Raw genomic sequence first — 23,773 nt, 5'->3', positions numbered from 1 at the left:
CCTTACTCATCCAATCGCTACACAATCAAGCAGTTCATTGACCACGCGTTGATGATCAACACCATCGGCCAACGCATCATAAGTCAAGGTAAAGCGGTGACCGAGCACCGCAGGTGCAACGCTTCGCACATCGTCTGGCGTGACGTGGTCACGTCCTGCGAGCCAAGCGCTTGCGCGCGCGCACTTATCAAGCGCAATTGACGCACGTGGGCTCGCGCCCACCTCGATCCACTGAGCGAGGTTTGTTTCTCCGTAGCGCTCGGGTTTACGCGTTGCCATCACCAGTGCCACGATATAATTTTCTACCATCTCGCCGACGGTAATGGATGGCAGTTGTTTGCGCGCGTCCAACACATGCTTGACTTCAATTGTATTTAAATCTGGGGTCGCACGATTGGCCGCACCCAACTCCTCGCTGCGTACAAGGCGGATAATGTCTCGCTCCGCTTCGTCTTCTGGATAGTCGACCGTCACTTTCATGATAAAGCGGTCCATTTGCGCTTCTGGTAAGGGGTAGGTCCCCTCTTGCTCGACGGGGTTTTGCGTCGCGAGCACCATAAATAGCTCAGGTAAGGTGTGCGTTTTATCGCCGACCGTGATCGTGCCCTCGGCCATTGCCTCAAGGAGCGCCGCCTGCACTTTTGCCGGCGCGCGGTTCACTTCATCAGCCAAAACAATCGAATTGAAAATCGGACCCGGTTGGAAGTGGAGTTGGTGATGGCCATCGATTTCTTGATACACCTCAGTGCCCGTCACATCGGAAGGCAACAAGTCTGGCGTAAATTGGATGCGGCCAAAGCGTGTATTAAGAAGGTTCGCCAGCGATTTGACCGAGCGTGTTTTCGCCGTACCCGGTAAGCCTTCTAACAAGATGTGACCATTGGTCAATAAACCAATCACCAATGCGCGTACGACGTGGCTTTGCCCGATAACACTCTTCTCTGTTTGTTCAATCAGGGCGGCAATGGCCTGCTGTGCTTGATTCATTTTGTGCTCCACTCTATTTAACCGCAATGTTGCTGCTACTCGCTCGTCTCCAATGAGACCGTATGGCATCTGCCCTATCCTAGCGATTTACCCTATAACTATTGGTTATACCTGTCATACTTCGCCCCTTACTAAGGCGTTAATCCAAGCCGCGCGCGCAGTTGCCCCACCACCTCTGGGGGGACCACTTGCGCCAATGTGCCCAGACACGCCTTGAGGGCTTCGTCTACCTCAGCGCTGTGTCGGTTGCGCGCTAACACTTCACACTGGGCATAAAGATGTTGAGGGTTTCCGCCCACTTGATACGCTTGATTGAGCGCCTGACTGGCCGCCATTACATCACTGCCCTCAAGGGCAAGACCGTACACATACCAATATTGGGCATTGGTTTGCGCGCCTTTGGCTGCCATGGCCAGATAATCATTGGCCTTTGCTCGATCGCCGCTGCGAAGCAAGGATAACCCTAGGCTGTAAGGGATGATCGAGGAGTTCGGCTGCGCAGTAAGACCACTCAGCAGCACCTCACGTGCTTTACTCTCGTCGCCTTGAGTGCGGTAAAGATCGGCTAAGTTGATGTAACTGTTCTCAAAATAGGGCTCAATTTGGATGGCTTGCTGATACAAACGTTCGGCCTGCCCACTGTCGCCCATCTGACGGTGCACATTGCCAAGATTAACACGACCAAAGCCGCGATCGGCGTTAAAGCGTTGAATCTCGATATACTCCTCAAGCGCCGGTTTCAATTGCGCTTTTTGTTCCGCACTCATCGACAAATAGCCACTGACTAACGCGGCGGCGGTTTCGGTTCGCACGGCAAGGACTCGATCACTAAGCAGCGGTGAGAGTATTTTCCACTGATCAGCAAACTCGTACCCCGATGCCCCTTCAATGGCGCCAAGGCGAATCATCTCATTGTCGTGTTTGACTGCTCGCGCGAGCGAAATCAACGTATTTTGACTCTGATTTCCCGCCATACGCTCTAGTGCAGAGGCGCGAATAATTGGCGCCAACGAGGCATCTTGCGCGCTGTAAGCAAGTGCATCGGCGCTGCCTTGATGCCCAATCTCATCGGCGTAAAAAGCCACGGCAAAATGTTGCTGATTTCGATAAGGAGAGTCTGGGAACCATGCAGCGACTTGCTCGTCCGCCCACTGCGCACTTTGATCTGTGTGACAAGCAGTGCACACATTGGGTGTACCAATATGTTTGGCGATATCCGCACGTGGCACATGCCAACTATGATCGCGCCGTGGATCGACCTGCATGTACGTCGTCTCGGGCATGTGGCACGTCGTGCATTTCGACGCCTCACTGCCTGCAGCATGGAAGGTGTGCTTCTCTGGGGTATACTCAGAAGCTAGGTGGCATTGTGCACAAACGGCCTCTTCCGCCACTTTCAACTTCGCACTGTGCGGATCATGGCAATTACTGCACGTTACACCCTTTCTCGCCATCTGCGACTGCAATAACGACCCGTATACATAATCTTCATCGTAAATTTGGCCATCATGGTGATAAAGCTCTGGTGTGATCAAGCTTAAGCGGTACTTATCAAAAAACGATCCGTTCACGTGATCGCCCGTCTCATTTAACTGGGTCCGACGGCTGTGGCACTGGGCGCAAGTTTGCACTTGCGCTGTCGGTACGATTGCGTCTGGCTGTAAGGTCGAATGCCCTTCTTGATAAACCCAATTGGCCACGGATTGGCCTAAATCACGATCAAAGCCAAGGTGGGCACTCTGCTTTGACCATTCGCTGCGCGGCTGATTGGCATACTGCGTTGCTTGCTCAACGTGTTCACTTCCCGGGCCGTGGCACGCTTCACAGCCGACATTGATTTCTGACCAAGTCGTGTTGTATTGATTGCTCTCGGCATCATAATTTTTCTTGAGGTTAGTAGAGTGACAATCAGCGCACATAAAGTTCCAGTTTTGGCCACTATTGGTCCAATAGAACTCATCGGTGGGCGTCGTATCTGGGTAAAGATGAAACCAGCGCTGTCCACCACCTGATTTAGGTCTTGAATCCCATGCATAGGGAATCAGTTGTACTCGGCCATCATCAAAGGCAACCATGTACTGCTGCAAAGGGTCAAAACCGAAGGTATAAAGAATCTGATGATCTTGCATTTCACCGTTTGGTCCTTCCAAGGTGACCCAATATTCTTCGTCTTTTTTGTAGAACCGAGATTTTTTCCCATTGTGCGTCATGCTCGCATCTTGGAAATCACCGAGCACTGAATCGAATTTAGCATGGCGCATCGCCATATCATGGTGAGAACCCTGCCATGCAGTATAAGGCTCTTGGTGACAATCGATACAAGCCTCAGAGCCAACGTACTGGAACTCTGCGTTGGAGGGAAATGAGAGAACGCCAGTCATCATGAGTCCCAAATGGGTCAAACATTGTAAAAAACATCTCAGTTTGTTGCTTACTGATATCCCTATGGACATAGTTTCTCCAACCTCAAATAAATCTATTTAAATCATACGCGTTAAGGTTATTCGACTTCACTTCATCACCGAAATAATTGAACCTGCTCTCACATCTCGCCATTAACTTTACAGAACGAAAGGTCAATTAATCATTTAATGCCGTTAAATCAGCAACTTAAAAAGTGCGCATAACCTTAGGTTATATTAACTATAAAGAGACTTTCACAAATTTGGCTACTATTGTATGGCGATAAGAGCAAAGTCTTTGTTCTACACAACTCACATAACTATTGGAGTCCTTATGGCTAACCATCTAAGCAAACTGGCTATGGGTGTCGCGGCAATCGCTACGTCTACCATGGCTGTCGCTGCGGATAAACCGAACATCCTAGCGATCTGGGGTGACGATGTTGGTATCTTCAACATCGGTGCATACAACAACGGCATGATGGGTTACGAAACCCCAAACATCGACCGTATCGCTAACGAGGGTGCACTGTTTACTGACCACTACGGTCAGCAATCTTGTACTGCAGGTCGTGCTGCCTTCTTGACAGGTCAAGAACCGTTCCGTACTGGTCTTCTGACTATCGGTATGCCAGGTTCAGATCACGGTATTCCTGATTGGGCTCCAACCATTGCAGATCTTCTTAAAGAACAGGGCTACATGACTGCTCAGTTCGGTAAGAACCACATGGGTGACCAAGACAAACACCTTCCTACTGCGCACGGTTTTGACGAATTCTTCGGTAACCTTTACCACCTAAACGCAGAAGAAGAGCCAGAGACCTACTACTACCCGAAAGATCCCGAGTTCCGCGCAAAATACGCTCCACGTGGTGTTATTAAGTCAACGGCTGACGGTAAGATTGAAGATACAGGCCCAATGACGCGTAAGCGTATGGAAACGGCAGACGAAGAGTTCCTAGACGCATCATTGAACTTCATGGAGCGTGCAGTTAAGGCGGACAAACCTTTCTTCATTTGGCACAACACCACACGTATGCACGTTTGGACTCGTCTACAAGAGAAATACCAAGGCGCATCAGGCATCTCTATCTACGCTGACGGTATGTTAGAACACGATGATCACGTTGGTGTGCTGTTAGACAAGCTCGATCAACTGGGTGTTGCTGACAACACGATCGTTATCTACTCAACCGACAACGGTGCTGAAACAGGCACATGGCCAGACGGCGGTGCAACCTTCTTCCACGGCGAAAAAGGCACCACTTGGGAAGGCGGTTTCCGTGTACCTCAATTGGTTCGTTGGCCTGGCGTAATCGAACCTGGTACTAAGATCAACGACATCATGTCTCACAAAGACTGGATCCCAACGCTACTTGCAGCGGCTGGCGATGACAAAGTCGTAGATAAGCTAAAATCAGATAAGGGTGCGAAATACAACGGTAAGAACTGGCGTGTACACCTAGATGGCTACAACTTCCTACCTTACTTTGAAGGCAAAGAAGAGAAAGGTCCTCGTGAGTCTCTACTTTACTTCTCAGCTAACAGTGACTTAGATGCTGTTCGTTGGAATGACTTTAAAGTTCAGTTTGCGCATATGGAAGGTAACATCGCTGACGGCGTACGTTTCCAAACCAACTGGCCTTCAATTGTTCACCTACGCGCTGACCCATTTGAAAAAGCACCACACGAATCTGGTCTGTACCTACGTTGGATGGCAGATAACATGTGGTTGTTTGTTCCGGTACAACAGCAGATCGCACCATTCTTGGCAACGATCAACCAGTACCCGTTCCAAGCAAGCCAAGTGTTGAACCCAGGTAACTTCAACCAGAACGTTATGATGCTTCAAGGAAAACTGAAGCAGCTTGAAGCGGCGACAGCTAAGTAATTAGCCTAACTCGTTATAAGTTCATTCAAAGCAAAACGCTCTGCCACATGGCAGAGCGTTTTTTTATGCATTCAACCGTATGTAAAATCCAAGTTATTCATCATCCAGCGGAATTAATTTCGTCGGACCACCATGTATTTTTTCCCTCTGCCTCTGCACCAAAGCGTAGAAACCTGGGATTAAGAAAGTACCTGCGAGTAGAACACACAACAGCCCGCCGATAAGAGAAACACCTAACGAGTTTTGACTGATATGGCCCGCGCCATTGGCAAAGATCAATGGGAAGATCCCTAAGATAAACGACCAAGAGGTCATATTAACGGCGCGAAAACGCAGCTTACCGCCCTGAACTGCCGCCTCATCGATCGATGACTCTTTCTCTTCGCGCTCGACCTTAGCGAACTCGACAATCAAAATGGCGTTCTTCGCCGCCAAGGCAATCAGCAGCACCAGTCCGATTTGCGCATAAAGATTGAGTGGCATTCCGGCAAGGTTTAACGCCAAGAAAGATCCGAGCGTTGCAACCGGCACAACCAAGATGATCGCCAGTGGAATACTCCAGCTTTCGTACTGCGCCACCATGAATAAGTAAATAAAAATCAACGCCAGCGCGAACGCGAAGATCGCTTGGTTACCGGCTAAGACTTCTTGGTAGGCCATGCCTGTCCACTCGTATTGGTAGCCTTGTGGTAACACTTCCGCAGCGACTCGCTCCATCGCTGCAATCGCATCGCCACTGGAGTAACCCGGTGCCGGTTGTCCTTGAATCATGGCGCTGCGGTACATGTTGTAACGCCATGCCACATCGGGCTCAAACACCTGCTCGTAGCTAACCAAAGTACTCAGCGGCACCATCTCTCCCGACTGACTGCGCACATGGAAACGCTGCAAATCGTCCATGCCGCGGCGATGCTCGCCATCGGCTTGCATCGTAACGCGGAAGTTTTTACCGAACATGGTGAAGTCGTTGACATAGAGTGAACCCAGGTTGCCTTGCAGCGTCTGGAATACCGACGACAACGGCACGCCCAATTGCTGTGCTTTTTCACGATCAATATCGATGTAATAGTGCGGTACGTTCGCCCTAAAGGTACTGAAGGTATACGCGATCTCAGCTTGCTGATTGGCCGCTGCAATCATCTGCCCCATGACCAGCGCCAGATCGGTTCGGCTACGTCCCAACGTGTCTTCGAGTACAAACTCAAATCCAGACGCGGCGCCCATGCCTGGCACGGCAGGCGGTCCCATTGCGAATACAACCGCCTGCGGTAGTGTCATCGCTGCTTTACCGTTGATCCTCTGGGCTATCGCGTTGGCGCTGTGATCACCTGTGAGCGCATTGCGCGTATCCCAATCATGCAGTTTAACAAACAGAGATGCACCGTTTGACGCTGCGGCACCGGTCATAAAGGAGTAGCCATTCGCTACCGTCACGGCATCTACGCCCGGCTCCTGGCTGACCAAATCAATCAGCGAACCCGTGACCGCCTCAGTCCTCGACAAAGACGCAGAGTCAGGCAACTGGACATTGATCAACAAGATCCCTTTGTCCTCTTGGGGAACAAAAGCGGTAGAGGTCGTTTTAGCGAAAAAGCCGACCGCTACCACGGCCACAACAAAGAATCCAGTCAATAAAACGGTCTTTTTCACCAAGAAACCCGCGATTTGACCATAGCGATGCGTCACTTTATCTAACCCGCGGTTGAAGACGTTAAACCAACGGGCGGTATTGCCTCCGCCTTGTTTTAGCACCAAAGAACAGAGTGCCGGCGAGAGGGTCAGCGCGTTGATGGATGAAATCACCACAGAGATACAGATGGTTAACGCGAACTGACGGTACATAATGCCGGTAATACCCGGCAACATAGCAACAGGTAAGAACACCGCCAGCAACACCAGCGTCGAGGTAATGATCGGCCCTGTCACCTCTTTCATCGCCAGCAAAGTGGCTTTATGCGGGGAAATGGTCGGGTCTTTCGCCATCGTGGTATCCACGTTTTCGATGACCAAAATCGCGTCATCAACCACAATACCGATGGCCAGAATCAAACCAAACAAGGTGACTGTGTTAATCGTAAAGCCCGTCGCTTGCATGATGGCAAAAGTACCAATCAAGGAGACCGGAATGGCAAAGACCGGAATCAAGGTCGCTCGCGCGCTGCCTAAGAACAGGTAGGTCACCGCAATCACCAACAAAATCGCCTCAATGAGGGTTTTGACCACCCCTTTGATCGATTCAGCGACAAACACTGTGGTGTCATAACTGGTCTCATACGCCATGCCTTCTGGGAAGTTGGCGCTCATGCGTTCAAGCAAATCCATCACCGCTTGACCACTTTCCAGCGCATTGGCATCCGATTGCAGTGATAACGCGACGATCGATGCATCGCGGCCACGGAACTGACCACTGCCGTCGTAAAACTTTTTGCCCAGTTCCACTCTTGCCACATCTTTCAGATAGACCGTCGACCCATCCTGGTTAGCGCGCAGCACCACGTGCTCAAACTCTTCAACGCTCTCCAAGCGCCCTTTAGTGACCAGGTTAAACTGCACTTCCTGTGTTTCGCTATACGGAGCAGCGCCCACTCGCCCGGCAGCCACTTGCACATTTTGCTCACTGAGCGCGGCGTAGAGATCCGATGTGGTCAGTTTCAGGTTAGCCATCTTGTCTGGATCGAGCCAAACACGCATTGCGTATTCGCCTCCTCCAATAACGTTAACTTCACTGATGCCTTTCACTCGCGCGAGCTGATCTTTGACGTTGAGGTTAATGTAGTTGATCAAAAACTGATCGTCATACTTACCATCGGGTGAGTAGAAGTTAAGCACCATCAGCAAATCAGGCGAGCGTTTTTTCACCGTCACCCCAACCATACGGACTTCTTGGGGCAGCTTGGACTCAATCTGCGAGACACGGTTTTGCACGTTCACCTGCGCCATATCTGGATCGGTCCCGACATCGAAGGTGACATTGAGGCTGTACGAACCATCGTTAGCGCTTTTTGATGACATGTAGATCATGTTCTCAACGCCGTTAACCGAGGTTTCTATCGGATCGGCAATGGCTTGCTCAACGACTTCGGCACTCGCCCCGGTGTAAAACGCGCTCACGCTGACCGAAGGAGGACTAATTTTCGGGTACTCAGCCACCGGCAAGATTGCCAATGCAATCGCCCCAGCTAAGGTTAATATGATCGAGATGACCAGCGCGAACTTAGGGCGCTGGATAAAGAAACGACTCAGCATCCTGCCCCCTTACGATTGCGTCGCATTTGACGACGTCTCTTTTTTTGACGTTTCATCTTGTGGTGAAACATGGACAGGCACGCCATTACGGACACGTTGCAGACCTTGGGTAATTACCTGCTCGCCAGCCATCACGCCATCTCGAATGATGACTCCTTGCGGTGTTTGCTGACCAAGCGTCACGTTGCGGCGCTCAGCAATATTCCCCTTTGCTAGGATCATAACAAAGTGCCCTTCTAAGTCGGTTTGTACTGCACGTCTTGCCACCACTACCGCCGGCTTTGCTTGTTTCTCTCGCAACTCAACACGCACATGTTGCCCGGGAAGCAAGCGATAATCAGGGTTTGGCACACGCGCGCGCATTGCAATGGTGCCCGTGTTGAGATCGATACGATTCCCTAAATAGTCCAGCTCGCCAAAGTGGTCAAAAGGTTGACCGTTTTCAAGCAGCACCTGTACCTCAACAGAGTGGGCCCCTTCACGGCCATCGCCTTTGATTGAATCCATCCCGAGGGCTAAGCGTTCACGTTCACTGACGCTAAACGCGGTGTGGACAGGGTCAAGACTGACGAGCGTTGTCAGCACGCCACTTTGCGGAGAGACCAGATCGCCGGTGCTGAAGTGGCTTTCGCTGATGCGACCCGAAAACGGTGAGCGAATTTGGGTATACGAGAGATTGACTTCTGCCAAGTTGACTTGCGCTTTGCCTGCTTCAACTTGTGCTTGCGCGCCAAGCAAGTTGGCATTCAAATTGTCAAATTCTGACTGCGAGATGCTACCTTTGGGCAACAGGTTTTTCCCGCGTTCGAAATCGAGTTGCGCTTTATTCAGCGCGGCGTTGGCCTGTGCCAAGCTTGCTTTAGCACTCGCCAATTGCGCTTCAAATGAAGAAGGTTCGATAGTGAAAAGCAGCTGACCTTTTGCCACCATCTGCCCTTCGTCAAAATGGCGCGCTTTAAGGTAGCCTGTCACTTGCGCCGTGATGTTGGTGTCTTCCAGCGCCTCCACGCGGCCAATGTAGGATTTGCTTTCTTGGTAGGAAATTTCAGTGACAGGTTCAACGACCACTAACGGCGCTGCTCCACCTTGGGCAGCCGTAGAAGAATCGTTGCAACCTGTAATAAAAAGCGCACTGGTGAGCGCAGTGATGATTAACGTCTTTTTCATGATAAACCGCTAATGAAATGAAATAGGTTCATCATGAACATAAACACAATTCACATCGCTTCTGTCCGAGAAGTATCAGAGCGATACCGTATTGTGTATCAGTTTGTAACTAAACGCCTTTGCAATAAGTTATCAACTTGTTGATATAAAACGTCGGGCGATGGCCAGGTATAAACCAGTTCTGGAACTTGAGTACCACATGGGGCATTCCATAGCCTCTCTTGTGCTAACTGACCACCAATATGCTCATAGAAATCAATCGCCTGCTGATTCCCCTTGAGGACTTCAAGATACACGCCGTTATCAGGGAAATATTGACGTGCCCAATCGGCAATCGCTTTGAGTAGTGTCAGGCCAATACCGCGACCGCGAAAGTAGTCATCCACATGAAGGGCATCAATGATAGTGCCGCGCTCAAAATCATGATTACCAAAACCACACACAAAGCCGCACAATAACCCACCTTCCTCAATCACATACACCGCTTGATTGAACGGTGGATTGGTTAAGCGCGTTTGCCAGATGATTTTACGTTCGGATTGTACCTCTTCTCCGAGATACGCTTTAGATAGGATGCCAGAATAGAAGCGTTGCCAACTTTTTGCATGCAATCCTGCTATACGCTCGAAGTCGCTATATTCCGCTACTTTTATTTCCATTTATAGTTCCTTATTACTTCCTGTAAGGATGAATTACACATTCATACTATTGAACATTTAACAAAAAGCCAAACATCCTGTCAAAGATAAGCAATAAATCCGGGCCTATTTGGTTCACTTTGCAAACCAAACAGTGAATTACTCTGTTACAGATTTAGCTCTCAGTCCTTTCAACTTTCGTTTGACTTACACGTGTACGCTGACTATTCTAGCGAACACGTGTTAGCTGAAGGTTTGCATCATGTCGATTAAGGAAAAGCCGCCTCTCATCTGGGTCAATGTTTTACTGTTTGTTTCTACCTTTTTAGTCGCTGCGATTGCCGCTCCGTGGTATGGCATCGAGTTTGGTTATCAGTGGCAACACTGGTTCTGGCTGGTGGTGACGTACTCGTTTTGTAATCTCTCCATTACTGCAGGCTATCATCGCTTGTGGTCCCACAAAACCTACCAAGGACACTGGTCTATCCGATTGCTGTTTGCGCTCGGTGGTGCTTTTGCTCTGCAAAACAGTATCCTCCATTGGAGTTCTGACCATCGCGTCCACCACAAACACGTCGACAACAATGACAAAGATCCATACTCGGCCAAACGCGGGTTTTGGTTTTCTCACATTGGCTGGATGCTAAGAAACTACAATCAAGAGATCTACGCCGATTACACCAACTGCCGCGACTTACAGAAAGATAAGATCGTGATGTGGCAACACAAACACTATCTCTTACTCGCGTTGGTGACTAACCTTGGTATTCCTGTGGGCCTTGGCCTTCTATATGGCGATGTTTGGGGCATGGTGTTGATGGTGGGCGTCGTGCGTTTGGTGCTGAGTCACCACTCAACCTTCTTCATTAATTCATTGGCGCACATCTGGGGCGCTCAACCATACACGGACAAGAACACCGCACGTGACAACGGGATTCTCGCGTTCTTCACGTTTGGCGAGGGTTACCACAACTACCACCACATCTTTGAAAATGACTACCGCAATGGTATTCATTGGTGGCAGTACGATCCAACTAAGTGGCTAATAAAAAGTTGTGAATGGGTAGGATTGGCAGAGAAACTTCGCGTAACTCCAAAGATTAAGATAGAGAAAGCGCGCGCAAAAATGACGCTAGAGCGCGCCAAATCTAACATTCGCTCTATGCCAAATGCGAGCCTCATCAGCGATACGCTCAACAAAGAGTTTGAGCAGTTGATGAGCAAAATGACCGACTACTACGAGGTGAAGAAGCAGGTCCTCGAAGCGAAGAAAAGCAACATGGTTGAGCGCTACGAGCAATCCCTCTTAAAACTGCGCTATCAACAGTTGAAACAGGATCTCGCCGCACAAAAACGTCGCTGGGAAGGACAGATCGCTCAATACGCCTAATCAGAACACTTTGTTCAGTCTAATGTATCTAAAGTAAAAGCCTTAAATGATCAAAGGGAGCTGGCGCTCCCTTTGTTGCATTCATGTTTCGATAATGGCTTGTCTTGATTAGAGTGCCGCTCTAGCCGCACTCTTGCTATTAGCCAATCATACGCTCGTCTTGTACACGATGCTCGTTGATCAACACCGTCGTCGCACGTTTGAAAAAGTTGAAGTCGGTCGCGGTCGCACTAGTGTACGCACCCATCATGCGGCCCACCACCAAGTCACCATTTTCGAGCATCGGTAGCATGATGTTTTCCGCAATCACATCAATACTGTCACAGGTTGGACCTGCCAGTACGCTTGGCATCATCTCGCCACCTTGCTTGAGTACCGCCATTGGGTAAGGCGCATCATCAAACATGAGACCACTGAACGAGCCATAGATACCATCGTCTAGGTAGTACCACATCTGACCTTCACGCTCCGCTTGGCCCATCACCGATGCCACACTGGTTACTGCCTCTGCCACAATAAAACGTCCTGGCTCAGCAATCACCTGCACTGTTTCTGGTAGGGTAGCAAGTGCTTGGTTGATCGGTTGGCAAAACTCATCAATCGGCATCACTTTTTGTGTATAGCACACTGGGAAACCTCCGCCGATATCTAAAGTACTCAGTGCCGGAAGCCCTTTCGCCACCACTTTGTCCATGACATCACGGCAGGCGTGAATCGCGTCGACGTATTTCTGCGGGTTCATCGTTTGTGAACCCACGTGGAAAGAGAGTCCTTTAATGCGAATATTCCACATTTGCGCTGTCTCAATGATCACGAGTGCTTGCTCTGGCGTGCAACCAAATTTCTTCGACAAATCGGCAAACGCTTCATTGTTGCGAAAACTCAAGCGCACTAGCAGCTCAACTTCATCTTGATAAGGCTTAAACTTCGCCAACTCGTTCAAGTTGTCGACCACAAACACGTTGCAACCGTACGCTAAGGCATCACGGATATCGGCATCACGTTTGATTGGGTGAGTATGAATCGTGCGCTCAGCAGGCACGCCCTGCTCGGCCACCAATTCCACTTCGCCGGTAGTGGCAAGGTCAAAACTCGCCCCTTCTTCAAGCAGAGTGCGAACAACAGCAGGGTGTGGCAGTGGCTTAAGTGCGAAGTGCAAGGTGACATTCGGCAGTGCACGGCTTAGCGCTTGGTAGCGTTCACGAATGATGTCGCAATCGAGGAGCATCAAAGGTGCGCCATATTGGCTCACCGCTGATTCGATGAATTGCGCTTCACTCGCTGCCATCGCAGGGGAAGCAAAAGATTGAAAACCAAGTACTGAGTGTGTGTTAGCCATGATAGCTTTCTCCAACAATTTAGGCATTGCTCGTCGCGCTGCCCTATTGGAGGGGTAAGCAAATCGATGAACAATGGAGCGTCAATAAAGCGCAATACGCGCAGTCAAAGTCACTCTTGGATAGTTGCTCTATCGCCTTGCCACAAAACAGAATGTGATGTACTCGGATTGGCTATCATCAAGAAGCAGGGCGATAGTAAGGTCATGAGTCGGTCAGTGCAATAGGAAATGGGCAAAAGAAAAGAGACTTATTTTTATCGTCTAGATAAGGATTCTTTATTCACTCCACACGATGACCTAACGCCTGTGATCAACCCTTTTTCTTACCGCGTCCCGCATGAATTTTCAGCTTGGCTTTCATTTTACGCTTTTCCGATGAACGGCTTTTTTTCCTTGGCGCACGATCAGGTTCCATCTCTTCAATCAGACTCGGTTCGAAGCCCGCCAGCCACTCTTGTGGCAAGCGCTGATCAAGCAAACGCTCAATCGCTTCCAGTAGGTACTCTTCGTCTTTTGCCATCAAAGAGACCGCTAGCCCGGCTTGACCCGCGCGACCCGTACGGCCAATCCGGTGGATGTAGTCTTCCGCTTTGTAAGGTAAATCGAAGTTCACCACCTGCTCTAATTGCGCAATGTCTAAGCCTCGCGCGGCGACATCCGTGGCAATCAACGCACGCACTTTACCTGATTTGAAATCGTCTAGCGCTTGTTGACGTGCCCCTTGGCTTTTATCACCATTGATAGAAGCAGCCTTAATGCCATCTAACTTTAACTCTTTGGCCAAGCCATCACTGCCCTGCTTGGTTTTGGTAAAGACCAACACCTGCTGCCAGTTTTTAGATCCAATCAAATAGGCCAACAATTCCGCTTTGCGTTTTTTGTCGACCGGATAGACCATCTGCTCCACTTTCTCAGCGGTACTGTTGGCCGGAGACACTTGCACGACTTGCGGATCATTGAGCATTTTGTGCGCCAGCGTTTTGATGCGTTTATCAAACGTGGCAGAGAAAAACAGTGTTTGACGCTCCGGGTTTGTCACTTTGAGAATGCGCTGAATATCAGGCATAAAACCCATATCCAACATGCGATCCGCTTCATCCAACACCAAGTAACGTGTTTTCTTAAGTTGGATGTGTTTACAGTAAAGGTGATCAAGCAGGCGCCCAGGCGTAGCGATCAAAATATCACAGCCATTGGCGAGGTGACGCGTTTGTACATTGATGCTTGTGCCGCCATACGCGGTGACAATGTGCAACTCACTGGTCTGATTGTACGCGCTGAGGTTGTCGTACACTTGCTGCGCTAACTCACGCGTTGGCACTACGATCAGCGCCAGCACATCGTTGCTTTGTGGATCGCGCTTTAACGCCGCTTGGCTTAAAAGTTGGATAATCGGCAAACCAAACGCGGCGGTTTTCCCCGTACCGGTTTGCGCACCGGCCAACAAATCGACTCCTTGCAGTACTTTTGGAATGGCCTGCTCTTGTATGGCTGTGGGCGTATCGAAACCCAAACGTTCCACCGCTGCGACAAGCGAAGAATCAAGACCAAGTTGAGTAAATAGAGACATTGTGCAATTCCAAATAGAGTCGGGTCGGCGATTCTATCAGAAACTGTGCGCAGCGTTGAGTACGTCTGAATACAATTGGTCGAAAATCGCCATTAAGTGAGCAGATTCTCTGCTTAAATCCTCACCGCAATGCCCCAATGGCGTCATTCTAGGCGAGCGCTGAGCAATTCGGCTCAGTGCAAAGCGGATGTTGTCGAGCTCTTGATACGAGCTCAACCATTGATCTTGGTGCATTGCGTTAGCAACACGCATAAAACGTTCAGGTAGTGGCTGCTCTGTCTGCTGAGCTTGGCGTAGAACGGTGCGCATCGCAGATTGACTGAATTGCTCAAGCGAGACGGGATGATACTCATCAAAGCGGCAGGCTAACGCATGGTCCCAGAACATATCTAACGCGATGGGCGCATAACGCCTTTTTTCACGGGCGAAAAGCAACTTTGCCTGCGCGGTTAATGGGTGGCGGTCGGTGTACGAATCGACAAATCGGTGCAACTTAATGCCATCCACCACCGACGGATGAAAACGCCCCTCAGGGTTACCTTTAACAAAATCCCCGAGCAAGTTTCCCATTAGGTTTGAATCACACGCGGTCGCGATATGTAGGTGAGCAAGGTAGTTCATAAAACACAAAGCCAGCGCATCTGCACTGGCTATTCTCTAAAAGAGGGTTGGGTAACACTTACTGACCAAAGATTTCTTTGGCAAGTTCGAGTGTTTCTTCATCGTAGTTTGATAGATCAAACCCGATTTCCATCGCATCGAGGAGTTCAAGATTCTCTTCGTTGATTGCTTGGTCACTCATAAGACCTCCTTATTCTTCATTTCCCCTGCCCGAGCCTCGAGCAGGTCTCCTTTATACGTCTGTTATATGACACTTTTTTGAAAAGTAAAACCCCTTGGCACTGGATAGCGCACTGAGATGCAGTGCAAAACGTTTGCATGACCGCCCGAATAGGCATTACACAGCCAATTGTAAATAAATATGTACATTAATGGAGTTTTATCTGTACATTTCACTTGATCTCAAGGGAAAGCTCCAACATAATCACCATCAAGTTAAATAAAGCACTAACCCTGCCCTTATTAACGCCATTATTCTCTAACCAAACACCAATAACACGTAAAGAATTTCATACATGTCTAAATCAAAGGTTTTCGGTAGTACTTTGATCATTGCTGGTACCACCATAGGTGCGGGTATGCTTGCCCTGCCACTTGCGTCCGCTGGGATCGGATTTTCCACCTCTCTACTCATCATGCTCGTCTTGTGGGCGCTGATGGCTTACACCGCGCTATTGATGGTCGAGTTGCATCAACACGCCGACACCAAAGCGACACTGCACACATTGGCCGAGCAATTTCTCGGTAAGCGAGGAAAGTGGCTCGCCAGTTTTGCCATGATGTTTCTCTTCTATGCACTCTGTGCTGCTTACATCGCAGGGGGTGGCGCGCAGTTTGGTGAGCGTATAACGCAAATTGCCTCAATTGAGGTCTCACCTGCCATCGCCACCATCGTATTTACACTCATTGTTGCTGTCGTGGTGACCATTGGCACAAGCACCGTGGATAAAGTCAATCGCGTACTCTTTAGCGTGAAGCTGCTCGCGATGGCGTTGGTGCTGACCTTCCTAGCACCCAATGTGACACAATCTTACCTACTGAGCCTTCCGATTGAGCAAGGTTTGATCATCGCCGCTATTCCCGTGATTTTCACCTCATTCGGTTTTCACGGCAGTATTCCCGCCATTGTGAATTACTTGGACGGCCACACGACCTCACTGCGCCGAGCGATTATGATTGGCTCGGCGATCCCCTTGGTGATTTACCTATTTTGGCAGTTGGTGACTCTGGGCGTCGTCAGTCAAAGTACGCTGATGGACAACCAAGGCCTGAGCGCGCTCATTCGCACCTTGGGCGAACAAGTCCATCAATCTAACTTGGCGCAAACTATCGGCCTGTTTGCTGACCTTGCACTGCTGACTTCGTTCCTCGGTGTCAGTTTAGGCTTGTTCGAGTTCCTCGGCGATTCGCTGACGACATCGACACGCCGCCCTAATCGTTGGGTCATCGGCGTCGTGACCTTCTTGCCGCCGATGGGCTTTGCCCTTTTCTATCCTGAAGGCTTTATTATGGCGCTCGGTTACGCGGCGATTGCCTTGGCGGTATTGGCGATATTCCTACCTGTATGGATGGTGAAGCGCTCAAGACAAACTCATCAAAGCGCGGGCTATCAAGTCATCGGTGGCAACATAGCGCTGAACATATGTGGGCTGAGTGGGTTTATCATTGTCGGCGCGCAAGTGCTCATCACTGCAGGTTGGCTCCCAGCTCTGGGTTAAGCAACATTAATAGTCAGTGATTATGGATGATGGAAAGGCAGCGTGGCTGCCTTTTTTGCGTATGAGGGTTGTGGGTTGTGGGTTGTGGGTTGTGGGTTGTGGGTTGTGGGAGCGAGTTTGATCGTTGGGGGTGGAATAGGAGTATAGGGAGACGATTTTATGTGAAAGTTTTTCGTAACTGGCTCTGTCTTGTGTAGAGATAGTCAAATTCAACGAGGTTGATATGAAACTGAACAGTCACGTGACCTTAGCCCTTATTGCCATTGCGGCAGTGGCGACGTCTTTTCTTGGTCATACACAAAGCGCGGGAGATAGCCCCTCAACGAACGCCGCTCAGATAGAAACCGCAACGCTCGCCGGCGGATGTTTCTGGTGCACGGAATCGGATCTAGAAAAGTTGGACGGTGTGATTGATGTAGTGTCCGGCTATTCCGGTGGTACGCTCGACAATCCGACCTATAAACAAGTCTCTTTAGGCAAAACCGGGCATATCGAAGTGATTCAGGTGACCTTTGATGCCTCTCAAGTAAGCTATGAGCAAGTGCTCGATCAGCTGCTGCGTCATATCGATCCTACCGATGACCAGGGCTCATTTGTTGACCGAGGTCGTCACTATCGCCCCGCCATTTTCTATCACAACCCCCAACAGCGCGATATTGCCAGCCAATTCCTCGCCGAGGTGGACAAGTTAGGCGTGTTTAAAAAGCCACTGAAAGTAGAGCTCATTGCGTTTGATACCTTCTGGCCTGCAGAGGAGTACCATCAGGACTACTACAAAAAGAGTAAAGTGCGTTACAACTACTATCGCTACGCATCTGGACGCGACCAATATCTGGACTCGATTTTTGGTGAAGACCGCAACGAAAACCCAGTGACGCTGCGTGAGATGATCGACCAAAGTTCCGGTCAAGCCAGTGGCTCGACATCAGAGGTGACAACCTACGTGAAACCGAGCGATGACGAACTCAAAGCTCGCCTAACCGATCTGCAATACTACGTAACCCAAGAGGAAGGGACTGAGCGCCCATTTGACAACGAATATTGGGACAACAAACGAGCTGGCATCTACGTGGACATCGTCACTGGTGAACCGCTGTTTTCATCAACCGATAAATATAAATCAGGCACGGGCTGGCCGAGCTTTACCAAGCCGATCGATGAGCGTTACATTGTCACTAAAACCGACTTTAAGCTCATCTACCCAAGAACGGAAGTACGCAGTCGATTCGCTGATTCTCACCTAGGCCACGTCTTTAAAGATGGCCCGGCGCCAACAGGGTTACGCTACTGCATGAACTCAGCGGCAATGAAATTTATTCCGCTTGAGGAGATGGCTACACAGGGCTACGAGCACTATCTCTATTTATTCGAAGGTTGATTGAATCGCCATAAAAATAGCCAGCAAAGACGCTGGCTATTTTTGTTTTTCCATCGAGTGTAATGACGATTATTTCATCACACGCGCTTTAAAGGTGCGGCCTTTCATCTTGCCGGTTTGCAGCTGTTTTAATGCCGTTTTGACGGCATCATGCGTCACCGCGACATAAGACACCATGGGTAGGATGTTGATTTTGCCAATCTTACTGCCATCAATGCCTGCTTGTTTGGTCAACGCTCCTAAGATATCGCCCGCGCGCACTTTTTGCTTCTTACCGCCGAGGATTTGGATGGTTTGCATCGCTGGATAATAAGGTCTTTCCATCGGCTTTTCCGGCACCGATTGTGGTGTGATCTCTATGTCCATGTACTCTTCAATTCGCGCTACGCGGTACTGCTCTTTTTCACTGAAAAAGCTCAATGCCATCCCTTTTGCGCCCGCACGACCGGTACGGCCAATTCGGTGAACATGCACTTCAGGATCGCGTGACAGCTCAAAGTTGACGACTGCATCAAGGTTGTCGACATCTAATCCGCGCGCCGCCACATCAGTGGCAACCAAAATAGAAATGCTCTTGTTGGCAAAGCGAGTCAAGGCTTGTTCACGTTCACGCTGTTCCATATCGCCGTGTAACTCGACCACGCTAAAACCGCGCTGAGACAACTCATCCGTCACGTTTTGCACTTCTCGCTTGGTGTTGCAAAACACCACTGACGACTCAGGTTTATGCGTCAGAAGCAATGCCTCAAGGGCATCGTCTCTTTGCTCGGTACTCTCCAGTTGGAAAAACTGCTGAGTAATGGTGCTGCTTTGGTGGGTCGACTCGACTTTAACGATCTTAGGCTCGCGCATCACTTTGTGCGCTAAGCTGTCGATGTTGGTTGGGAAAGTGGCACTAAACAGCAAGGTTTGACGATCTGTTGGCGCCTCAGCCAAAATGGCATCAATGGCCTCTTCAAAACCCATGTCCAGCATGCGGTCCGCTTCGTCTAAAACGAGAGTGTTCAGCTCATCAAGATTGATACGACCTTTGCTGAGGTGATCCAACAAACGCCCCGGTGTACCGACCAAAATATGCGCGCCATGCTCTAATGAGCCAATTTGAGGGCCCATTGGCATGCCGCCACACAGCGTCAGTACCTTGATATTGTGAATGCCTCGCGCCAGCGTGCGGATCTCGGTCGCCACTTGGTCAGCCAGCTCTCGAGTAGGACACAGCACCAATGATTGAACACGAAAACGACCCACATTCAGATTGTTCAGCACGCCAAGAGAAAAGGTCGCGGTTTTACCAGAGCCCGTCTTCCCCTGACCAATGACATCCTGCCCGTCGAGAATAAGCGGCAACGCCTGCTGCTGAATGGCCGTCATCTCAGTGTAGCCCATCGAATCTAGGGTCTGCTTGAGTTCGGTTTTGAGGTTAAGTTGGTCAAATGAAAGGTTCACTCTGGTGTCCTTGTTGTTTCAATATGGGTTCGCGCGGTGGCGACTGCAACAAGCGCTTGGTCTGCGCTCGTAACGCTTAAAATGGGTAAAACGAAAAACCGCTTCACAAGAAGCGGTTTTTACTTATCTATCGAATACCGTGTAAAAACTCATGTCGGGTCGCGGGGTTCGATTTGAAAATTCCCCCCAACGCCGTGGTGGTGGTTTCGCTGGTCGCGTCCATTACGCCGCGAGATTTGACACAATAGTGAGTGGCATCGATCGTTACCGCGACATCGTCCGACTCCAATAAGGTTTGCAAGGCCACCAAGATCTGCTGAGTCATTCGCTCTTGGACCTGTGGACGCTGAGCAAAAAATCGTACGATGCGGTTAATTTTGGACAAACCGATGATTTTACCGCGCGGAATGTACGCCACCGCTGCACGACCATCGATCGTCACTAAGTGGTGCTCGCAAGTGCTCGTCACGGTGATGTCTTTAACACGGACCATCTCACTGACGTTCATCTTATTTTCGATCACGGTGATCTTAGGGAAGTTGGCGTAATCCAAGCCAGAGAAAATCTCATCCACGTACATTTTGGCGATGCGATGCGGCGTCTCTTCCAAACTGTCGTCACTTAGGTCTAACTCAAGCAGGGCGAGGATCTCACGCATATGATGCTCGATCTTCTGCTTCTTTTCGTCTCGGCTAAATTCGTTGGGCACCATCGGGGTTTCTAACCCGCGACGTTCTAGCGCCTCTTTTACTAACTTCGCGGACTCGCTAAGACCTGACATTCGACTTCCTCTTAATACTCTAACTGCCGTCAAATCGGGATATTTACCCCTTTCGGATGGCTGACAAGGATACTCGGATTTTTGAATAATTACATCCACATTTTACTGACGGGGATTGATTTGTGCTGCTTTTTGTATGGTAGAGTGTCAACCATTACGTCAACCCTAAACACCTGTGGTTATTTGGGGTGAATAATAATCAAAACAACGGAATTTACTCTATGGGATGCTGTGACGCACCGGGCCTAATGCCCATTGAAGAGGCGATGGAAAAAATGCTGTCGCCGATTAAGCCGATTCAAACCACCCTACGCTTACCGCTCGCCGACGCGATCGGTTTTGTCCTTGCACAAGATATTCTCTCGCCTATTAATGTGCCCCCTTTTGATAACTCTGCGATGGATGGCTATGCCATCAGGCGTGCGGATCTGTCCAAGCAAGCGATCTTGCCACTGGCGGGTAAATCTTTCGCAGGTCAACCGTTTGAAGGTGAATGGCCAGCAGGAAGCTGCATTCGCATCATGACTGGCGCAAAAATTCCTGACGGTGCCGACGCCGTGGTCATGCAAGAAAATACCGAAGTGAGTGATGAGGGTGTTCGCTTTCTGCAAACCGATGTCAAACCCAACAACAATATTCGCCCGACCGGAGATGATATTCGCCAAGGCGATGTGGTGTTACCCAAAGGGGCGAGACTGACGGCCCGCGATATTCCCATGATCGCGACGCTGGGGGTAAGTCATGTTGATGTGGTACGTAAACCTCGCGTGGCGTTTTTCTCCACAGGGGATGAATTGAAGCCACTAGGCGAACCTCTACTTGACGGACAAATCTACGACAGCAATCGCTACGGCATCAAACCGCTGATTGAAAATTTTGGCTGTGAGCCGATTGATTTAGGCATAGTACCAGACTGTCCTGAAAAGCTGGCGTCAACATTTGAACAGGCACAAAGACTGGCTGACGTGGTGGTGACCTCGGGGGGCGTCAGTGTCGGTGAAGCGGACTACACCAAAGACATCCTCGAACAGCTCGGCGAAATTGGTTTTTGGAAGCTAGCGATCAAGCCGGGCAAACCGTTCGCGTTTGGTCAACTCTCCAGTGCGTGGTTTTGTGGGCTGCCGGGTAACCCCGTCTCTGCGGTTTTGACCCTATACGTGTTGGTGCAACCCATGTTAGCGAAATTAGCCGGACACACGCAGTGGCAGGCGCCCCCAATGATTCCCGCCGTAACCAAAACCGCCTTCAAAAAATCGCCGGGGCGTACCGATTATCAACGTGGTATCTACCGAATCGAAAATGGGCAATTTGTGGTTGAAACGACGGGTAATCAAAGCTCTGGCGCTTTTCGTTCTATGAGCCTTGCCAACTGTTTCGTGATTTTGGAGCGCGAACGGGGCAATGTTGCCGAAGGCGAAACCGTTCACATTCAGCTCTTTAATTCAACCTTGTACTAATAAGGGGGAACTTGGTGATGTTATCTGATCAAGAAATGCTCCGTTACAATCGCCAGATTATCTTGCGCGATTTTGATTTTGACGGTCAAGAAGCGCTCAAAGAGGCCTCTGTCCTCATTCTGGGCGCCGGGGGCCTTGGCTGCGCGGCCAGTCAATATCTCGCCGCTGCTGGCATCGGTACCTTGACCTTGGTTGACGATGATGAGGTTGAGCTGTCGAACCTTCAGCGCCAAGTGCTCCATCATGACCAAGACATTGGCAAGAAAAAGGTCCAATCTGCGGCGGAGTCTCTACGTCAATTGAATCCGCACGTCGTCGTGCATACCGTCGAGTCGCGTTTGGACGACATTCGTCTCTCCCAGCTGATTGGCGTTCATTCTCTTGTGATCGATGCCAGTGACAACGTAGAAACACGCAATCAGCTAAACCGCCTTTGTTTTACTCATAAAGTTCCACTTGTTTCTGGCGCAGCGATCCGCATGGAAGGACAAGTAAGCGTATTCACTTACCAAGACGCGCGCAAACCGTGTTACCAGTGCCTGAGCGCGCTATTTGGCGCCAATGCGCTGAGCTGCGTGGAGGCCGGCGTTATGTCTCCCGTGGTCGGAATTATCGGCGCGATGCAGACACTCGAGGCAATCAAAGTCATCACCCATTTTGGTCAGCCTTGTGAAGGTAAACTCCTCATGTTTGACGCGCTGACACTCAACTGGCGTGAAATGGCACTGATGAAACAACCTGATTGTCAGGTCTGCGGCTCACAGCAGTAACCGCCTGTCTGGACGTCGCTCAAATCACATCAAACAGGCGTACCTAAATCAGCACCGAAAACGAATAAGGAAAATCAATGTCAGCACTCGTTAACGCCCACTGGCTCCATGAGCACCTTCATCGCCAAGAGCTGGTGGTATTGGATGCCAGTATTTCATTCCAGATCCCCAATACCCCTGCGCCAGTGCTTGATCAGGTGATCCCTGGCGCGCTGCGCTTTAACTATGATGATGATTTTCACGATCCAAGTTATGGCTTGCCACATATGATGCCAAGTGAAAGCGCCTTTAACCGTCAAGCCCAAGCATTGGGTTTAAACAATGACAGTGTGATTGTGGTGTACGACAATACGGGCACTTTCGCATCGCCGCGTGCGTGGTGGATGCTAAAAAGCATGGGCCACGAGCAGGTCTATGTGCTTAACGGCGGCCTACCTGCTTGGATAGCGCAAGGTTATGCGACGCAACCAGCCCACAATGCACCCAAAGGGTTGGGTAACTTCGAGGGCCAACGTAGCCAAGCTGGATTTATCCATGCGGATGCTGTCCTAGAGTTTGCTAACGCAAAAAGCGCCACTATACTTGACGCCCGCTCACAAGCCCGATTTGATGCCCAAGTACCGGAACCCAGAGAAGGGATACGTAGTGGTCATATTCCACACTCTCAATGCTTGCCTTTTTCTTTACTCATCGACAACGGGCAAATGAAAGGCCGTGACGCTCTCGCTTCGGCATTTGCCTCACGCCTTGCGTCGCACAAGGACAACCAACCGTTAGTATTCAGCTGTGGTTCTGGCGTCACCGCTTGCATTTTAGCCCTCGCGGCGTATGAGCTCGGCCATCGCCAACTGCAGGTCTATGACGGTTCATGGACGGAATGGGGAAGTCGCCCTGACCTGCCTATCGAGTGCTAACCCACTCACTATTTAGTGGTAATTCGTTTCTAAACTAAAGTTTTATTTGTTCAAACAT

The 23,773-nt window shown here is 50.0% G+C and carries 17 protein-coding genes and 1 pseudogene; 7 read left to right on the top strand and 11 right to left on the bottom strand.

Annotated features, from left to right (window positions below):
* Positions 1 to 6: 6 nt before the first annotated feature.
* Positions 7 to 987 (bottom strand): AAA family ATPase, encoded by a 981-nt coding sequence (locus tag AC6R03_RS11510; RefSeq protein ID WP_500631254.1) that lies wholly within the window; start codon positions 985 to 987, stop codon positions 7 to 9.
* Between the two features lie 131 nt (positions 988 to 1,118).
* Positions 1,119 to 3,326 (bottom strand): annotated as a pseudogene (locus tag AC6R03_RS11505) (multiheme c-type cytochrome); the annotation flags it as partial.
* Between the two features lie 397 nt (positions 3,327 to 3,723).
* Here AC6R03_RS11505 and AC6R03_RS11500 point away from each other — a divergent pair.
* Positions 3,724 to 5,280 carry an arylsulfatase gene (locus tag AC6R03_RS11500; RefSeq protein ID WP_500631253.1) on the top strand — a complete coding sequence of 519 codons (1,557 nt, stop codon included), beginning with the start codon at positions 3,724 to 3,726 and terminating at the stop codon, positions 5,278 to 5,280.
* 93 nt (positions 5,281 to 5,373) lie between these two features.
* Here AC6R03_RS11500 and AC6R03_RS11495 read toward each other — a convergent pair whose 3' ends face one another.
* From AC6R03_RS11495 to AC6R03_RS11485, 3 genes are all read right to left on the bottom strand, one after another.
* Positions 5,374 to 8,526 carry an efflux RND transporter permease subunit gene (locus AC6R03_RS11495; RefSeq protein WP_500631252.1) on the bottom strand — a complete coding sequence of 1,051 codons (3,153 nt, stop codon included), beginning with the start codon at positions 8,524 to 8,526 and terminating at the stop codon, positions 5,374 to 5,376.
* Between the two features lie 9 nt (positions 8,527 to 8,535).
* Positions 8,536 to 9,693, bottom strand: a complete 1,158-nt coding sequence (locus tag AC6R03_RS11490; RefSeq protein WP_500631251.1) for an efflux RND transporter periplasmic adaptor subunit — start codon at positions 9,691 to 9,693, stop codon at positions 8,536 to 8,538.
* 98 nt (positions 9,694 to 9,791) lie between these two features.
* Entirely contained in the window at positions 9,792 to 10,352 is a 561-nt protein-coding gene (locus AC6R03_RS11485) for a GNAT family N-acetyltransferase (RefSeq protein WP_487901456.1), read from the bottom strand.
* 241 nt (positions 10,353 to 10,593) lie between these two features.
* Between AC6R03_RS11485 and AC6R03_RS11480 the strand changes: the two genes are divergently transcribed.
* Positions 10,594 to 11,721: an acyl-CoA desaturase gene (locus AC6R03_RS11480; RefSeq protein ID WP_500631250.1), complete on the top strand. Its 1,128-nt coding sequence runs from the start codon at positions 10,594 to 10,596 to the stop codon at positions 11,719 to 11,721.
* Positions 11,722 to 11,860: 139 nt separating this feature from the next.
* Here AC6R03_RS11480 and AC6R03_RS11475 read toward each other — a convergent pair whose 3' ends face one another.
* The 4 genes from AC6R03_RS11475 to AC6R03_RS11460 all read right to left on the bottom strand — a co-directional run bounded on the left by AC6R03_RS11475 (position 11,861) and on the right by AC6R03_RS11460 (position 15,432).
* Positions 11,861 to 13,060 (bottom strand): type III PLP-dependent enzyme, encoded by a 1,200-nt coding sequence (locus tag AC6R03_RS11475; RefSeq protein WP_334551929.1) that lies wholly within the window; start codon positions 13,058 to 13,060, stop codon positions 11,861 to 11,863.
* 310 nt (positions 13,061 to 13,370) lie between these two features.
* Positions 13,371 to 14,630: a DEAD/DEAH box helicase gene (locus AC6R03_RS11470; protein ID WP_500631249.1), complete on the bottom strand. Its 1,260-nt coding sequence runs from the start codon at positions 14,628 to 14,630 to the stop codon at positions 13,371 to 13,373.
* A 36-nt stretch (positions 14,631 to 14,666) separates the two neighbouring features.
* Positions 14,667 to 15,251, bottom strand: a complete 585-nt coding sequence (locus tag AC6R03_RS11465) for an acyl carrier protein phosphodiesterase (RefSeq protein WP_500631248.1) — start codon at positions 15,249 to 15,251, stop codon at positions 14,667 to 14,669.
* 58 nt (positions 15,252 to 15,309) lie between these two features.
* Positions 15,310 to 15,432 (bottom strand): hypothetical protein, encoded by a 123-nt coding sequence (locus AC6R03_RS11460; protein WP_500631247.1) that lies wholly within the window; start codon positions 15,430 to 15,432, stop codon positions 15,310 to 15,312.
* 334 nt (positions 15,433 to 15,766) lie between these two features.
* Between AC6R03_RS11460 and AC6R03_RS11455 the strand changes: the two genes are divergently transcribed.
* Together AC6R03_RS11455 and msrB are read left to right on the top strand one after the other, a co-directional pair.
* A complete protein-coding gene (locus tag AC6R03_RS11455; protein ID WP_500631246.1) occupies positions 15,767 to 16,969 on the top strand; it encodes an aromatic amino acid transport family protein in 1,203 nt (400 codons plus the stop codon).
* Between the two features lie 223 nt (positions 16,970 to 17,192).
* Positions 17,193 to 18,347 carry a peptide-methionine (R)-S-oxide reductase MsrB gene (gene msrB / locus AC6R03_RS11450; RefSeq protein ID WP_500631245.1) on the top strand — a complete coding sequence of 385 codons (1,155 nt, stop codon included), beginning with the start codon at positions 17,193 to 17,195 and terminating at the stop codon, positions 18,345 to 18,347.
* Between the two features lie 69 nt (positions 18,348 to 18,416).
* Here the strand turns inward: msrB and dbpA are convergent, their stop codons facing one another.
* Together dbpA and folE are read right to left on the bottom strand one after the other, a co-directional pair.
* A complete protein-coding gene (gene dbpA / locus AC6R03_RS11445) occupies positions 18,417 to 19,733 on the bottom strand; it encodes an ATP-dependent RNA helicase DbpA (protein WP_487901541.1) in 1,317 nt (438 codons plus the stop codon).
* Positions 19,734 to 19,920: 187 nt separating this feature from the next.
* Positions 19,921 to 20,574, bottom strand: coding sequence for a GTP cyclohydrolase I FolE (gene folE, locus AC6R03_RS11440; RefSeq protein WP_334551936.1), 654 nt, complete (start codon positions 20,572 to 20,574; stop codon positions 19,921 to 19,923).
* A gap of 221 nt (positions 20,575 to 20,795) precedes the next feature.
* Here folE and moeA point away from each other — a divergent pair, with 221 nt between their 5' ends.
* From moeA to AC6R03_RS11425, 3 genes are all read left to right on the top strand, one after another.
* On the top strand, positions 20,796 to 22,031 hold the full coding sequence (gene moeA / locus AC6R03_RS11435) for a molybdopterin molybdotransferase MoeA (RefSeq protein WP_500653664.1): 1,236 nt from the start codon (positions 20,796 to 20,798) through the stop codon (positions 22,029 to 22,031).
* Between the two features lie 11 nt (positions 22,032 to 22,042).
* Positions 22,043 to 22,801: a molybdopterin-synthase adenylyltransferase MoeB gene (moeB, locus tag AC6R03_RS11430; protein ID WP_500630816.1), complete on the top strand. Its 759-nt coding sequence runs from the start codon at positions 22,043 to 22,045 to the stop codon at positions 22,799 to 22,801.
* Positions 22,802 to 22,878: 77 nt separating this feature from the next.
* The gene (locus AC6R03_RS11425) at positions 22,879 to 23,715 is read left to right on the top strand and encodes a sulfurtransferase (RefSeq protein WP_500630815.1); all 837 of its coding nucleotides are present in this window, start codon (positions 22,879 to 22,881) and stop codon (positions 23,713 to 23,715) included.
* Positions 23,716 to 23,773: the final 58 nt, after the last annotated feature.

The organism is Vibrio sp. R10-SG-ISO4 (genome assembly GCF_059834135.1).
Note: the sequence above shows the minus strand (reverse complement) of the source record. Positions and strands in the feature narration are given on the sequence as shown.